A 13,792-nucleotide genomic window follows, 5' to 3' on the forward strand; every position below is an offset into this window, starting at 1 on the left:
AGCTCCTAAAGGAATCACCGCGTCCTTGTAGGAGCTGGCTTGCCAGCGATGAGGCCATCAAACCGCGACTGCGATCTCCTGCTTGTCCACGGCAACCAACATCTCGATCATCGCCCGCGCCGCCGGCGACAACCTGAACCCTGTGCGACTGACAATCCCGCACCGGGCATTCATGCTTTCGATGTTCTGCGGCAGATTGCGCCAGTGCAACAGCACCAGCGAACCCTGGGCAATGTCCTCGACGAATGCTTCCTCTGTGCCCACCCCAATCGCGTTCGACTGCAGCACGATTTTCACCAGTGCCGGGAAATGCTCGGTCTCGATGGTCGGGGAAAAATCCATGCGCCCACTGAGGTTCGCCAGCAGTTTGCGGATGCCCGGTGGGATCAGCGTGGTCGCCAGCGGGTAGTCGAACATGTCGTTGGTCGACAGGCTTTCCTTGGCCAACAGCGGATGCCCGGGACGGCAGAAAAACACCCCGCGCTTGGGCGTCAGGGCCTGGGTCTGGAAGTTCGGGTCGGCTTCGAAATGGCGGATGTCGGCGATGAAGAATTCGATCTCTTCGCGGCTCAGCGCGCGGCTGAGTTTTTCCCAGTTATCCACTTCGAAACAGGTGCGCACTTTCGGGTGGGCATTGATGAATTGCGCCACCGCATCCGGCACCAGTTTCACCGCCGGGGCGGGTCCGCAACCGAAGCGCAACTCACCGGCATCAAGCTTGGTCATCTGCGTCACTTCGGCGCTGAGCAATGCCGCGCCTTGCACCAGGCTGCGAGCATGTTGCAACACCACCAGGCCTTCGGGTGTCGGGCGCAGATCCTTGTTGCCACGGTCTACCAGCACGCAGCCGAACTCTTGTTCCAGCCCCTGGATGCTGCGGCTGAACGCCGGTTGAGTGATGCCCATGGCGTCCGCCGCACGGACGAAACTGCGGTGTTCGTTGAGGGCGATGAAGTAGCGCAACTGGCGAAGATCCATATGCTTTCCCGGCATCCTAAAAATAGCTCGAAGGCATTTGCGACGAGGGTTGGTTGAGGTTTTAAATGCAAGCTCTTATTCCGTCAACGAAGCATGTGAATATCTATTAGATCTAAAAAGAATATAGATAGAGCGTTGTTTCGCTGCCGCTCAACCGTCAGCAGTCCGATCGAGGGTCAACCCATGAGCAATGCCGCTTTAGCCGTAAAACCCGCTGTTCACGCGCTTGAAATCCATCCGGTGGCCGGTCGGATCGGTGCCGAAATTCGTGGCGTGAAGCTCTCCGGTGAACTGGATGCCAGCACCGTCGAAGCGATCCAGCAGGCGCTGGTGCAGTACAAAGTGATCTTCTTCCGCGAGCAGACCCACCTCGACGATCAGAGTCAGGAAGCTTTCGCCCATCTACTCGGCGAACCCGTGGCCCACCCAACTGTGCCGGTGCGCGACGGCACCCGTTTCCTGCTGGAACTGGACGGCGCCCAAGGCCAGCGTGCCAGCTCCTGGCACACCGACGTGACCTTCGTCGACGCCTATCCAAAAGCCTCGATCCTGCGCTCGGTGGTGGCACCGGCTTTCGGTGGCGACACCGTGTGGGCCAACACCGCCACGGCCTACAACGAACTGGCGCCGGAGCTGCGCGAGCTGGCGGACAAACTCGTGGCGGTGCACAGCAACGAGTACGACTACGCAGGCGGCAAGCCGGACGTGTCGGAGGAGAAGCTGGAGCGCTACCGCAAGATCTTCACTTCGACCGTCTACGAGACCGAGCACCCGGTGGTGCGCGTGCACCCGATCAGCGGCGAGAAAAGCTTGCTGCTGGGACATTTCGTCAAGCGCATCAAGGGTTACTCCCAGGCCGATTCGGCGCACTTGTTCGGCCTGTTGCAAAGCCACGTCATCCGCCAGGAAAACACCGTGCGCTGGCGCTGGCAGGTCGGTGATGTGGCGATCTGGGATAACCGCTCCACCCAGCATTACGCGGTGGATGACTATGGTACCCAGGACCGCGTGGTGCGGCGTGTGACGCTCAAGGGGGAGGTGCCGGTGGGGGTGGCGGGGCAGCGTAGTCAGACTATCAAAGGGGCTGAAATCTCGGGCGTCTGATCTTGCCTCTTCGCGAGCAAGCCCGCTCCCACATTCGTCCTGCGTACACGGATCAAGTGTGGGAGCGGGCTTGCTCGCGAAGCTCTTTCACCACACGCCGATCTGCACCATTTTCTCGGTTTCCGGCTCACCGTAGCGAAACCGCTGCCCACGCAAATCAATCTCCTGATGACTGATGGTCGTGCGCCGCTTCAACCCACGCACCCACTCAAACAAATACCCCGCATGCTCCTCCCGAACCGAGGCATACGCCGGGTCGGCACCCAGGTCCCGTAATTCCTGCGGATCATTGAGCAGGTCGAACAGCTGCGCTCGAAAGCCGTCATACGCCAGGTATTTCCAGCGCTCGCTGCGCACCATGGTCATGCGGCAACGGTCGATGGGTTGCTGCAGCCGCTCCCGGGCAGGTGCCTGAAAGGCGTAGTCGTATTCGCTGATCGCAAAGCGGCGCCAGTCGGTTTGCACGCCGTGCAACAGGGGAATCAGCGAGCGTCCTTCAAGGCGATGCTCGGCACCTGGCAAGCCCAGCGCCTCGAGGAAGGTAGGCAGTGCATCGATGGTTTCCACCAGTCGCTCGTCCACCGAACCACGCGTGGCGTCCGCCGTCGGGCGCGGGTCGCGCACGATCAGCGGAACGCCCACCGCCGGCTCCAGCAGAAACTCTTTTTCCCCGAGATAGTGGTCGCCAAGGAAGTCGCCGTGATCGCTGGTGAACACGATCAGGGTGTCGTCCCAACGACCGCTGCTCTGGAGAAAATCGAACAGCCGGCCGAGTTGGTCATCGACCTGCTTGATCAGGCCCATGTACGTCGGGATCACGTTCAAGCGCACTTCATCCCGGGAGAAATTCAGGCTCTCCTCGTGCTGGCGAAACGCGTTGTACACCGGGTGATCACTGGCCTCGCCCTGCGCTGCACGCACCGGCTCGATCACCTGTTTTGCGCCATACAGCGCGTGGTAGGGCGCCGGGGCGATGTAGGGCCAGTGGGGTTTTATGTACGACAGGTGCAGGCACCACGGCTGCTCGCCCTGCTCGCCAATGAAGTCGAGGGCGCGGTCGGTGGTGTAGACGGTCTCCGAATGCTGCTCCGGTACGCGCGCCGGCAGATGGGCGTTGCGCATTTTCCAGCCGCTGAGGATTTCGCCCTGTTCGCCTGCGGCCGCGTTAGCCCAGTCGTGCCACGGGTTGCGCCCGGTAAACCCAAGGTCGCGCAGATGGTGGGTGTAGGGCGCGGATTCGCGTTTGTCATCGAACAACGGGTCGTCGGGGAAGATCCCGTCATGCCGAAAAAATGGCTCGAAGCCGACTTCGTTCAGCACCGAAGCCTGATCGCCGAGCGGGTCGATGGCCAGCCGCTGCAAGGCATCGAGATTGGGCGTGGCGTGGGTCTTGCCCACCAGCGCGGTACGTATGCCATGGGGCCGCAGGTAGTCACCGATGGTCAGTTCTTCCAGCGGCAAGGGCACGGCGTTCCAGGCGACCTGATGGCTGCTGACATAGCGCCCGGTGTAGGCCGACATCCGCGACGGGCCGCAGATGGTGCCTTGGGTGTAGGCACGACTGAAACGCACGCCGGCGGCGGCCAGGCGATCGATGTTGGGGGTGTGCAAGTGCGGATGGCCGTAGCACGACAGGTAATCGCGGCGCAGTTGATCGCACATGATGTACAGCACGTTGCGCACTGGGTTTGGGGTGTTGGACATGGGGGTTCACCGATCGAAAGACAGGCGAGGTTTTTCGCTGTTGGGGCGGGGTTGAGGCAAGTGCGTTTGGGGAATGGTTTTCATGCAGTGAATGCATCTTTGCCTGGGCTGACACCTTCGCGAGCAAGCCCGCTCCCACAATGGATCGGTGTACACCAGCCCCTGTAGGAGCTGGCTTGCCAGCGATGAGGCCAGATCAGACAGCGAAATTCTCCAGCGAACACACTTCATCATCCTGCGCATCAATCTCCTTGATCTGCGCAATCATCGCCTCCGCCAGCGGTGACAACCGATACCCCGCGCGACTGACAATCCCGTAGCGGGTGTACAGCTCCTCCAGGTCATCGGCCAGCCCGTCGACCTTCAAGCGCACCAACTCACCCTTGGCATTATGCAGCGCATCCGAATACTCGCCGACGATGCCAATCGCATCCGAACGCAGCACCACCCCAAGCAGGCTGTAGCTGTTTTCGCATTCCACATTGGGTGTGAAATCCGGCCGGCCGCTCAGGTCGACGATGACTTTGCGCAGGTTCGGCGGGCGGATGGTCACGGCCATTGGGTAGCTCATCAATTCGGCGGCAGTGACACTTTCGCGAGCGGCCAGGGGATGCCCGGCGCGGCAGCAGAAATGCCATTTGCGCGGGCGCAGGCGTTGGGTCAGGTAGTCCGGGTCGGCCTCGAACTGCCGGGTGTCGGCGACGAAAAATTCGAACTCTTCACTCAGCAGGCGCTTGCTCAGGCTTTGCCAGTCATCCACCTGGAATTGCACCCGCGCCTTGGGGTAGCGACCGATGAAGCTGCCGATCGCCCGCGGGATCAATCCCGCCGCGGGCGCCGGGCCGCAACCGAAGCGCAACTCGCCGGCCTCCAGGCCGTTGAACTGGCTGATCTCGTTGGCCATCTGCTGCGCGCCGCTGACCAACCGCCGCGCGTGTTCGAGCAATACCTGACCCTGTTTGGTCGGCGCCAGGTCCTTGCGCCCGCGATCCACCAACTGACAGCCGACGCTGTGCTCCAGCGCCTGGATGCTGCGGCTGAACGCCGACTGCGACAGGTTCACCGCCACGGCGCCCGCGACGAAGCTGCGCTGATCGGCGAGGGCGATGAAGTGGCGGAGCTGGCGCAAGTCGATATGCATTTTTCACATTAAAAATATCGGGGAAATGCATTGGATATGCATTAGGTCGACTCCTTATAAAGGCAATCTCTTATGCAGTAAATCTTTGTAAAAACATAAATAAATAACTTTAAAGAATATGCACTACTGAAAAGTCGCTGTGTGTTTTTGACCAGGAGCCGCCTCATGAGTCCGTTGAACCTAACGTCACCCCTCACACCCCGACGGCTCAAACGCCTGCCCCTGGCTCTGCTGCTGGCGGGGAGCGCCAGTTGGACCCAAGGCTACGCAGCCGAGACTGCCACCCCGCAAGAGGCTACTACGAAAGCCGCGTCGGCCAAGGCCGATGGCGCTCAACTGGAAACCGTGACCGTGACCACCCGCCGTCGCGAAGAAAGCTCGCAGGATGTACCGACGCCCATGAGCGTGGTCAGCGGCCAGGTGCTGGAAACCCAGCGGGTCTATCGCATCCAGGATCTGCAGCAACTGGTCCCTAGCGTCAATGTCGCCTACATGCATGCGCGCCAGTCCAGCGTGTCGATCCGTGGCCTGGGCAACAACCCGGCCAGCGATGGCCTGGAAGGCAGCGTCGGGCTGTACATCGACAACGTCTACCTCGGTCGGCCGGGTATGGCGGTGTTCGACTTGATGGACATCGAGCAGCTCGAAGTGCTGCGCGGTCCGCAAGGCACCTTGTTCGGCAAGAACACCACCGCGGGCGTGATCAACATCAGCACGCGGGCGCCGTCATTCACACCAGAGCGCAGCATCGAAAGCTCGGTGGGCGAGGACGGTTACTTCCAGACCAAGGGCACGATTTCCGGTCCGTTGAATGATGAACTGGCGGGTCGATTTTCCGCTTACCGCACCCGCAGCGATGGCGACATCAAGAACGAATACGACGGCCACGACCTGAACGGCGGCTCACGGGATGGCTTTCGTGGCCAGTTGCTGTTCAAGCCGAACGAGTCGTTCAACCTGCGCTGGATTGGTGATTACAACGAAGAGGACTCCAGCGCCGGCACCCGCGTGTTGTACAACACCGGACCGACCATCAATGGCGTCAACCTCTATCAGAACCGGGCCAATGCGGCGGGCGCCACGTTGGTCGATGGCACCCATCGCAAGGTCAACCTGAACAACGACCAGCACGTCACCGTGCATCAGGGCGGCACGTTGGTCGAGGCCAACTGGACGCTGCCGAGCGACTTCACCCTGACCTCGATCAGCGCCTATCGCTGGTGGAATTTCACTCCGCGCAACGATGACGGCCTGAACGTAACCGCCTTCTACAACGCTGGCGTTTCGGTGGAGGATAAGCAGTATTCCCAGGAGTTTCGCCTGGCCTCGCCCACCGGCGGATTCTTCGATTATGTACTCGGGGCCTATTACTTCGGCTCCAACCTGGATAACAAATCCTTTACCTACAACGGACCGCAAGCGGACATCTGGAATGGCACGCCCGCGGGTGCACTGGCCAACGTCACCAGCATCGGCAAAGGCCACATCCAGACCGACAGCTTCGCCCTGTTTGCCCAAGGCACCTGGCACCTCAGCGATCGGCTGGACTTCACCGCTGGTGTGCGCGGCACCTACGAAGAGAAAAGCGCCTGGGTCGACCGTAATGCGCCAGTGGGTGGCGCGGCGGTGGCTGGCGCGGCAGCGGCGGTCAGGCAGGGTCGTGCCGGGGCTTACGACTCCGGCGATTTGAACCAGTACAGCTCCAGCCCCTCGGGTCTGCTGAACCTCAGCTATCACTTCAGCGATAGCCTGCTCGGCTACGCCACGCTGTCCCACGGCGAGAAATCCGGTGGGGTCAACCTGGCCGTGGGCACTGCCCCGGTCGCCGGCGCGGACTCGCTGCTTATCGGCACCGAGCGCGCCAATAACGCCGAACTCGGCTTCAAAAGCACTCTCTGGGACCGTCGCCTGCAGCTCAACGCCAACGTCTTCTGGACCCAGGTCAACGGCTACCAGACCAACGCCTACGACGACGTCAACCGCGTGCAATACCTGACCAACGCCGGTTCCGTGCGCTCCCGTGGCGTGGAATTCGACAGCACGCTGATCCCGTTGCGCGGCCTGACGTTGAACGTCAACGGCTCCTACAACGACGTCAGCTACCTCTCCTACAAGGATGCGCCGTGCCCGCCGGAAGTCAGCCTGGCGCCAGGCGCCCCGGCCTCTTGCGATCTCACCGGCCACCAGGTGGTCGGTGCTTCGAAATGGATCGGCAACGCCAACGGCGAATACAAATGGAACCTGAGTAACGGCTTCGAGGAGTACGTCACCGCCAGCTATGCGTTCCGCTCCAAAGCGGTGGGCACGGTGGAGGATTCGGACTTCGGCCAGATCCCGAGCTACGCCGTGGTCAACCTGTCCACCGGCCTGCGTGGCGACTTCAAGCAGGGCCAGTGGGACGTCTCGCTGTGGCTGAAAAACGCCTTCGACAAAACCTATTACACCACCCTCTGGACCGGTGCCAACGGCGGTTACGAAGGTTTGCTCGGGACACCACGGACCTTGGGTGTGACTGGTCGCTACGACTTCTGATGCGCCGAAAACCATGCCTTGGGGGAATATTTTCAATGCCTGAAAAGCATGTGTTTTCGGCCGCCTGGCCGCAGCCCTTACGCGACATGGCCTGCAACGAATAGAGCTTTTTTTATATTCGTTTTGGGTCTATCTATAACTTCAAATATTACTTTCAGAGATAAGCGTCTCACTCAATGATTAACCCGTCGATACGTCGTTCGGGGGAACGTCGGGTTCGTCGTATCGGGTAATTCGCAAAAAGACCGCAGGGAGTAAATCAATGGGCAATGTCCAGAACGCCGCCAGCGCACACGAGGTGCTTTGGCGCCACGCGCCGGGTGGTGAGTTGGTCGACCTCGGGCGGGTTCACCGCGTGCCTTTGGGCCAGCTGCGTTTGCAGCGTGCACCCAAGGGCGTCCTGAGCCGACGCGAAGCGATCCTGCTCGGTGTGCTGGCGTTGCTGGTGCACGGCGCGGTGATTTACTGGGTCAATCAGCAGCCGACCAAGGCATTGCCGATCGTGCCGCCGGAAATTCCACCGATGACCATCGAGTTTTCGCGTCCGGCACCACCAGCGGTTGAGCCACCTCCGCCGCCTCCACCACCTCCGCCACCGGTGGTCGAACCGCCACCGCCCGTGGTGGATGAGCTGGCGGCCAAACCGACGCCAAAACCGATTCCCAAGCCAAAACCCGTGGTCAAGCCAGTACCTAAACCTGCGCCCAAGGCCGTCGAGCAACCGCCCGCGCCGCCACAGCCGGCTACTCCGGTTGCAGCACCGGCACCGCCCGCGCCACCCGCGCCAGCGCCTGTGACGCCTGCCTCGGCCAACGCCGCATACCTGAAAAACCCGGCGCCGGAATATCCGTCGCTGGCCCAGCGTCGCGGTTGGGAAGGCACGGTGTTGTTACGAGTACATGTTCTCGCCAGCGGCAAGCCCGGCGAGATCCAGATTCAGAAAAGCAGTGGCCGCGAGGCCCTCGATGAGGCAGCCCTGAGCGCCGTGAAACGCTGGAGTTTCGTGCCCGCCAAGCAGGGTGACGTGGCCCAGGACGGCTGGGTCAGCGTGCCCATAGATTTCAAGATTCATTAAACCGACACCTATTTAGCGCGAAACGTTTACATGAGGAATTCACCATGACGTTATTGGCATCTCCACTCGAATCCATCGAAAGCGCGGTGATCTGGCTGCTGGTGGTTTTTTCTGTCGCCACTTGGGGCCTGGCATTGCTCAAGGGTGTGCAGTTCGGTCGCCTCAAGGCCCAGGATCGAAAGTTTCACAAGCAGTTCTGGGCCGCCTCCAGTCTTGATTCGGCCGCGGAATTGGCCGAAACCCAACCCGGCGCAGCGGCGCGGGTGGCGCAGGCCGGTTACGCGGCGATCCAGGTAGGCGAGGCGCCACACGCAGCGGACTTGAGCCAGGCGATCAATCATCAGGATCGCCTTGAGCGGGCCTTGCGTCAGCAGATCGTGCGCGAGCGCCGTTCCCTGGAAACCGGGTTGGCGGTGGTCGCGAGTATTGGTAGTACGTCTCCGTTCATTGGGTTGTTCGGCACGGTGTGGGGAATCATGGAGGCGTTGAAGGGCATCAGCGCGGCGGGCTCGGCGAGCCTGGAAACGGTGGCCGGGCCGATCGGTGCAGCCTTGGTGGCCACTGGTGTGGGGATCGCCGTCGCGGTACCGGCGGTGTTGGTTTACAACTACTTCTTGCGCCGTTTGAAGCTGACGGCGGCGGACCTCGACGACTTTGCCCACGACTTCTACAGCCTGGCGCAGAAGAGCTCGTTCCGCGTGTTGATCCACCCGACGGCGCACAAAGGCGCGGCATCGGGTAACGCGCAGAAAGTGAAGGAGGCGTCCTGATATGGCCTTCTCCACGCAAGACAGTGATGAGGTGCTGAGCGAGATCAACGTGACACCGCTGGTGGACGTGATGCTGGTGCTGCTGGTGGTGTTCATCGTCACCGCGCCGCTGCTGACCAATGCGATCCCGATCAACCTGCCCAAGACCGAAGCCGTGGCGCCGGTGGAGCAGAAGGACCCGCTGGTGGTGAGCATCGACGGGGCCGGCAAGCTGTTTATCAACAAGGATGAAATCCAGCCCGATTTGCTGGAATTCAATCTGCAAGCGGCCAAGGCCAAGGACCCGGAGGTTCGGGTGCAATTGCAGGCCGACGACGGGGTGAATTACGGCGAAGTGGCACGGGCCATGGCGTCCATTGAGCGGGCAGGTATTACCAAGTTGTCGGTGATCACCGCGCGCTGAAAGATTTTCGATTTTCCGGGGCCGTCTCCTTGGCAGGGTGCGGCCCTTTTTTTATTTCTGTCAAACACATCACCCCTGTAGGAGCTGGCTTGCCAGCGAAAGCGGTGTGTCAGGCAAGTCGCCTTCGCTGGCAAGCCAGCTCCTACAGTTGAGCGCGGGTCATATTCTATATAGGTCTTAATAAATAGCTTCTTATTCCTTAACGAATATAAATCCCGTCCCTATACTCGATCAGGAACAGACACGCAGCAGGAGAGCTCCCCCATGCGCAACGAATCCATTCGCTACCTGATTGTGCCGGGCTGGCAAGGATCGCCGGAAGATCATTGGCAAAGCCACTGGCAGAACAGCCTGCCGAACAGCGCAAGGGTGGAGCAGGCCGACTGGTTGACGCCGCGTCGTGAAGACTGGGTGGCGGCACTGGCCGAGGCGATTGCCGCCGACAGTACCCCGGTGATCCTGATCGCCCACAGTCTTGGCTGCATCACCGTCGCGCATTGGGCAGCAACCGCACCTGTGCAGTTTCTGCGTCAGGTACGTGGCGCCCTGCTGGTCGCGCCGGCGGACGTCGAGCGCCCGGCATGCGCCCCGGCCCTGCGCAATTTCGCACCGATCCCCACCGACCTGCTGCCATTCCCAAGCCAGGTCGTCAGCTCCGACAACGACAGCGCCGTCAGCGCGCCGCGGGCTTTGGAACTGGCGCGTAACTGGGGCGCGGAAGCAGGGATCCTCGCAGGTGCCGGGCACATCAATGTGAAGTCGGGTCATCAGCGTTGGGAGCAGGGTTTTGCCTATCTCTATCGTCTGCAAAACCGCATGGAACACCACGCCCTGCGCCGCGCCTGACCCTTTTGTCTTTTTCAACGCCCCCGTCCTTTGGCGGATTTGGGCGGGAGCCTGCCATGAGTTTTGAAACCTTCGGCCAGCCGCTGCTGACCTTTCCCGATGCGGAAAAAAGTCCCCTGAGCATCCGCGCCAAGGCGCTGGTATTCGTCGATCCGCGTTCGCGGCAACTGCGCCAGGAGCTGGAGCAACTGGCGCCGCGCTCGATCTCGGTGCTGATCCGTGGGGAAACCGGCAGCGGCAAGGAGCTGCTGGCGCGGCACATCCATCGCGCCAGTGATCGCGGTGGATTGTTCGTCTCGGTCAACTGCGGGGCAATCAGCCCGACCTACGCCGATGCCGAATTGTTCGGTTATGCCGCCGGCAGTTTCAGCGGCACGGCCAGCAGTCGCGCCGGGTGGTTCGGTTCGGCGAACGGCGGCACTTTGTATCTGGATGAAATCGGCGACCTGCCACTGCCGATCCAGATCAAATTGCTCGCCGCCCTGGAAAACCACGAAGTGACCCGCGTTGGTGCGCATCAACCAAGCCCGGTGGACGTGCGCCTGGTCGCCGCCACCAGCATCGACCTGGCCCAGGCGGTTGCCGCCGGAAAATTCCATGAGCGGCTCTACCACTATCTCAGCGAAGGCCAGCTCGAACTGCCGGCCCTGCGCGAGCGGGTGGGTGACATCCTGTCCCTGGCCGAATATTTCCTCGGCATCTACAGCCAGCGCCTGGACCTGCCAGTGCCACTGATCAGCGAGGCCGCACAAGCGGTACTTGAGAGACACAGCTGGCCGGGCAATACCCGGGAGCTGGAAAACGTCATTCACTTTGCGCTGTTGGTGAGTACCGGTGACGAGATCCTGCCGGAGCATTTGAATTTGCCTGATGAAGGTTTGGCGCAAATCGAACGGCAACTCCGACAGATTCTTGGCAACGGCTCCGTCGCCGAAAAAGCAGCCTTGAAACACATTCTCAAAGACGCCGGCCTCCTGTAGGAGCAAGCTTGCTCGCGATTGGGCTTACGCGGTTTTTCTGGTCGGACGCCATCGCTGGCAAGCCAGCTCCTACAGTTGAATGTGTGGGCCAGAGCTGTATGAACAAAATGGAATATGAAAGTGAATAAAAGATATTGTTCGGGAATAAAAAATCCCGGTATTGTCCGCGTCACGCCAGCGATAGCACTTCACTGGCACTTAAATATCTAGCCGTCGCCACAAGCGACCGTGATTTTCGATAAGGACACTGCATGAAAAAGGTTCTGTTGTTCACCGCACTGGCGGCTGCCCTGACTGCGGGCCTGGCCCAGGCTGGCGAGAAACTGGTGGTGGCGGCGACCCCGGTTCCACACGCCGAGATTCTTGAGCTGATCAAGCCGACCCTCGCCAAAGAAGGCGTGGACCTGGAAATCAAAGTCTTCACCGACTACGTTCAACCGAACGTTCAGGTCGACCAGAAGCGTCTGGACGCCAACTACTTCCAGACCCTGCCATACCTGAAAAGCTTCAACGAAGGCAAAGGCACCAACCTGGTCACCGTGATTGGTGTTCACGTTGAACCGTTCGGTGGCTACTCGAAGAAAGTCAAAACCCTGGCCGAGCTCAAGGACGGCGCGACCATTGCCATTCCTAACGAAGGCAGCAACAGCGGCCGTGCCCTGATCCTGCTGCAGAAGGCTGGCCTGATCGAGTTGAAAGACCCGAAAAACGCCGTGTCCACGCCAAAAGACATCGCCAAGAACCCGCACAACTTCAAGTTCAAGGAGCTTGAGTCGGCCATGTTGCCGCGTGTGCTGGATCAGGTCGACCTGGACATGATCAACACCAACTACGCGTTGGAAGCGGGCCTGAACCCGGCGAAAGACGCGCTGATCATTGAAGGTCCGGATTCGCCATACGTGAACTTCCTGGTAGCCCGTCCAGACAACAAGGACAGCGCCGCCATCCAGAAACTGGCCAAGGCCCTGACCAGCCCGGAAGTGAAAGCATTCATCGAGAAGAAGTACAGCGGCGCGGTACTGCCAGCGTTCTGATTCACCAGGTAAACCTCTTCAAGGTTTTCAACGCCGACGGCTGATAGAGCGTCGGCGTTTTTTTATCTTCCCACGCTCTGCGTGGGAATGCCTCCAGTCGCAGAGCGTGGGAACGATCCAAGTGCGTAACCGCACATTAAAACCACTCGGCACCTAGCAGTTCTGCTAGGTGCCCGAGGCTCCGGTATGGGTGCAAGATTGGCCTTCGACCAGGAGGCTCCCGCGATGACAGCTGTACCTACCCCTATGTGTCGGTATCACTATGACGCGCTGGACCAGATCACAGGGCTCGAGTGCGCCGACCAGGCCAGCGTGCAACGCTTCTATCGTCATCAGCATCTGGTAACGGAAAGGCAGGGACAGACCAGTCATTCTGTATTTCAGCACGGCGAGCAACTGCTCGCCGTGCAATCGAGCGAGAACGACACCCTCAAGAGCCAGTTGCTGGCCACCGATCAACAGCGCTCCGTGTTGCAGCTGATTGATTCGGTGGGGCCGTTGCCACAGGTCTACACAGCTTATGGTCATCATCGGGTGGAAAGCGGTCTGAGCAGTCTTCTCGGCTTTAACGGCGAACGTCTTGACCCGGTGACCGGGTATTATTTGCTGGGTAACGGGCATCGGGCGTTCAACCCGGTGCTGATGCGTTTCAACAGCCCTGACCGGCTGAGTCCGTTTGGGCAGGGCGAGTTGAATTCGTATGCGTATTGTTTGGGGGATCCGGTGAATCTCAGTGATCCGACGGGGCGGTTTGCCGAAATAGGCCGATTGATCGCAAGCATGATGAGTGTGTTGAATGTGCGACTGGGCATGTCCCGTCCCATCCCCGCCTATAACTTGGCCAAGGATGCCTTGAGATTGGGTGCATTGAGAAAATTACCGGCCAGACAGGCCTTTGCGGCAGCGAGCACGGTGACGGCCAGTAACGCGATACTCACCACAGGTCTGGTGGGGGTTGCAAGTGCCGCTGTGGCAATCGCCGATAAACCTGAGGCAGGCGCAATACTGGGGTATGTCACTTTAGGGCTGACAACGTTGGCGTTAGCATCGAGAGTGGGGACTTATTGGGCTGTGAAAAAGCCCGGGACTGAAGCTGCCTTGATGAGTTTTGTGACGAACAAGGGGCGGGTGCCTTCGAGCTCTATCGAGCTCCTTGCGCAGCAACCAGCTCCCAGAGCGGCCAACATTCGTCGCTCTATCTGAAGGCACATCAGAAAGGTTGGCC

The 13,792-nt window shown here is 60.4% G+C and carries 12 protein-coding genes; 9 read left to right on the forward strand and 3 right to left on the reverse strand.

Annotated features, from left to right (window positions below):
• Window positions 1–57: 57 nt before the first annotated feature.
• Window positions 58–978, reverse strand: a complete 921-nt coding sequence (locus NPS56_RS13505) for a LysR family transcriptional regulator (RefSeq protein ID WP_274075055.1) — start codon at window positions 976–978, stop codon at window positions 58–60.
• 183 nt (window positions 979–1,161) lie between these two features.
• On the opposite strand from NPS56_RS13505, the gene NPS56_RS13510 reads away from it, so the two are divergent.
• Window positions 1,162–2,082, forward strand: coding sequence for a TauD/TfdA dioxygenase family protein (locus NPS56_RS13510; RefSeq protein WP_274075056.1), 921 nt, complete (start codon window positions 1,162–1,164; stop codon window positions 2,080–2,082).
• Window positions 2,083–2,169: 87 nt separating this feature from the next.
• On the opposite strand, the gene NPS56_RS13515 is transcribed toward NPS56_RS13510, so the two are convergent.
• Together NPS56_RS13515 and NPS56_RS13520 are read right to left on the reverse strand one after the other, a co-directional pair.
• Window positions 2,170–3,786: an alkaline phosphatase family protein gene (locus tag NPS56_RS13515; protein ID WP_274075057.1), complete on the reverse strand. Its 1,617-nt coding sequence runs from the start codon at window positions 3,784–3,786 to the stop codon at window positions 2,170–2,172.
• Window positions 3,787–3,982: 196 nt separating this feature from the next.
• A complete protein-coding gene (locus NPS56_RS13520; RefSeq protein WP_274075058.1) occupies window positions 3,983–4,927 on the reverse strand; it encodes a LysR family transcriptional regulator in 945 nt (314 codons plus the stop codon).
• A 165-nt stretch (window positions 4,928–5,092) separates the two neighbouring features.
• Here NPS56_RS13520 and NPS56_RS13525 point away from each other — a divergent pair, with 165 nt between their 5' ends.
• The 8 genes from NPS56_RS13525 to NPS56_RS13560 all read left to right on the forward strand — a co-directional run bounded on the left by NPS56_RS13525 (window position 5,093) and on the right by NPS56_RS13560 (window position 13,770).
• Window positions 5,093–7,459 (forward strand): TonB-dependent receptor, encoded by a 2,367-nt coding sequence (locus tag NPS56_RS13525; protein WP_274075059.1) that lies wholly within the window; start codon window positions 5,093–5,095, stop codon window positions 7,457–7,459.
• Between the two features lie 262 nt (window positions 7,460–7,721).
• Window positions 7,722–8,534 (forward strand): energy transducer TonB, encoded by an 813-nt coding sequence (locus NPS56_RS13530; protein WP_274075060.1) that lies wholly within the window; start codon window positions 7,722–7,724, stop codon window positions 8,532–8,534.
• 44 nt (window positions 8,535–8,578) lie between these two features.
• Window positions 8,579–9,304, forward strand: a complete 726-nt coding sequence (locus NPS56_RS13535; RefSeq protein ID WP_274075061.1) for a MotA/TolQ/ExbB proton channel family protein — start codon at window positions 8,579–8,581, stop codon at window positions 9,302–9,304.
• 1 nt (window position 9,305) lies between these two features.
• Window positions 9,306–9,707 carry an ExbD/TolR family protein gene (locus NPS56_RS13540; protein ID WP_034148436.1) on the forward strand — a complete coding sequence of 134 codons (402 nt, stop codon included), beginning with the start codon at window positions 9,306–9,308 and terminating at the stop codon, window positions 9,705–9,707.
• Between the two features lie 264 nt (window positions 9,708–9,971).
• Window positions 9,972–10,553, forward strand: a complete 582-nt coding sequence (locus NPS56_RS13545; protein ID WP_007972928.1) for an alpha/beta hydrolase — start codon at window positions 9,972–9,974, stop codon at window positions 10,551–10,553.
• Window positions 10,554–10,609: 56 nt separating this feature from the next.
• Window positions 10,610–11,533 carry a sigma 54-interacting transcriptional regulator gene (locus tag NPS56_RS13550; RefSeq protein WP_274075062.1) on the forward strand — a complete coding sequence of 308 codons (924 nt, stop codon included), beginning with the start codon at window positions 10,610–10,612 and terminating at the stop codon, window positions 11,531–11,533.
• Between the two features lie 251 nt (window positions 11,534–11,784).
• Complete coding sequence (locus NPS56_RS13555) at window positions 11,785–12,567, forward strand: MetQ/NlpA family ABC transporter substrate-binding protein (protein WP_274075063.1); 783 nt, start codon at window positions 11,785–11,787, stop codon at window positions 12,565–12,567.
• 225 nt (window positions 12,568–12,792) lie between these two features.
• On the forward strand, window positions 12,793–13,770 hold the full coding sequence (locus NPS56_RS13560) for an RHS repeat-associated core domain-containing protein (protein ID WP_274075064.1): 978 nt from the start codon (window positions 12,793–12,795) through the stop codon (window positions 13,768–13,770).
• Window positions 13,771–13,792 lie beyond the last annotated feature (22 nt).

This window comes from Pseudomonas putida, from assembly GCF_028682635.1.
Classification (GTDB): Bacteria; Pseudomonadota; Gammaproteobacteria; order Pseudomonadales; family Pseudomonadaceae; genus Aquipseudomonas; species Aquipseudomonas putida_AE.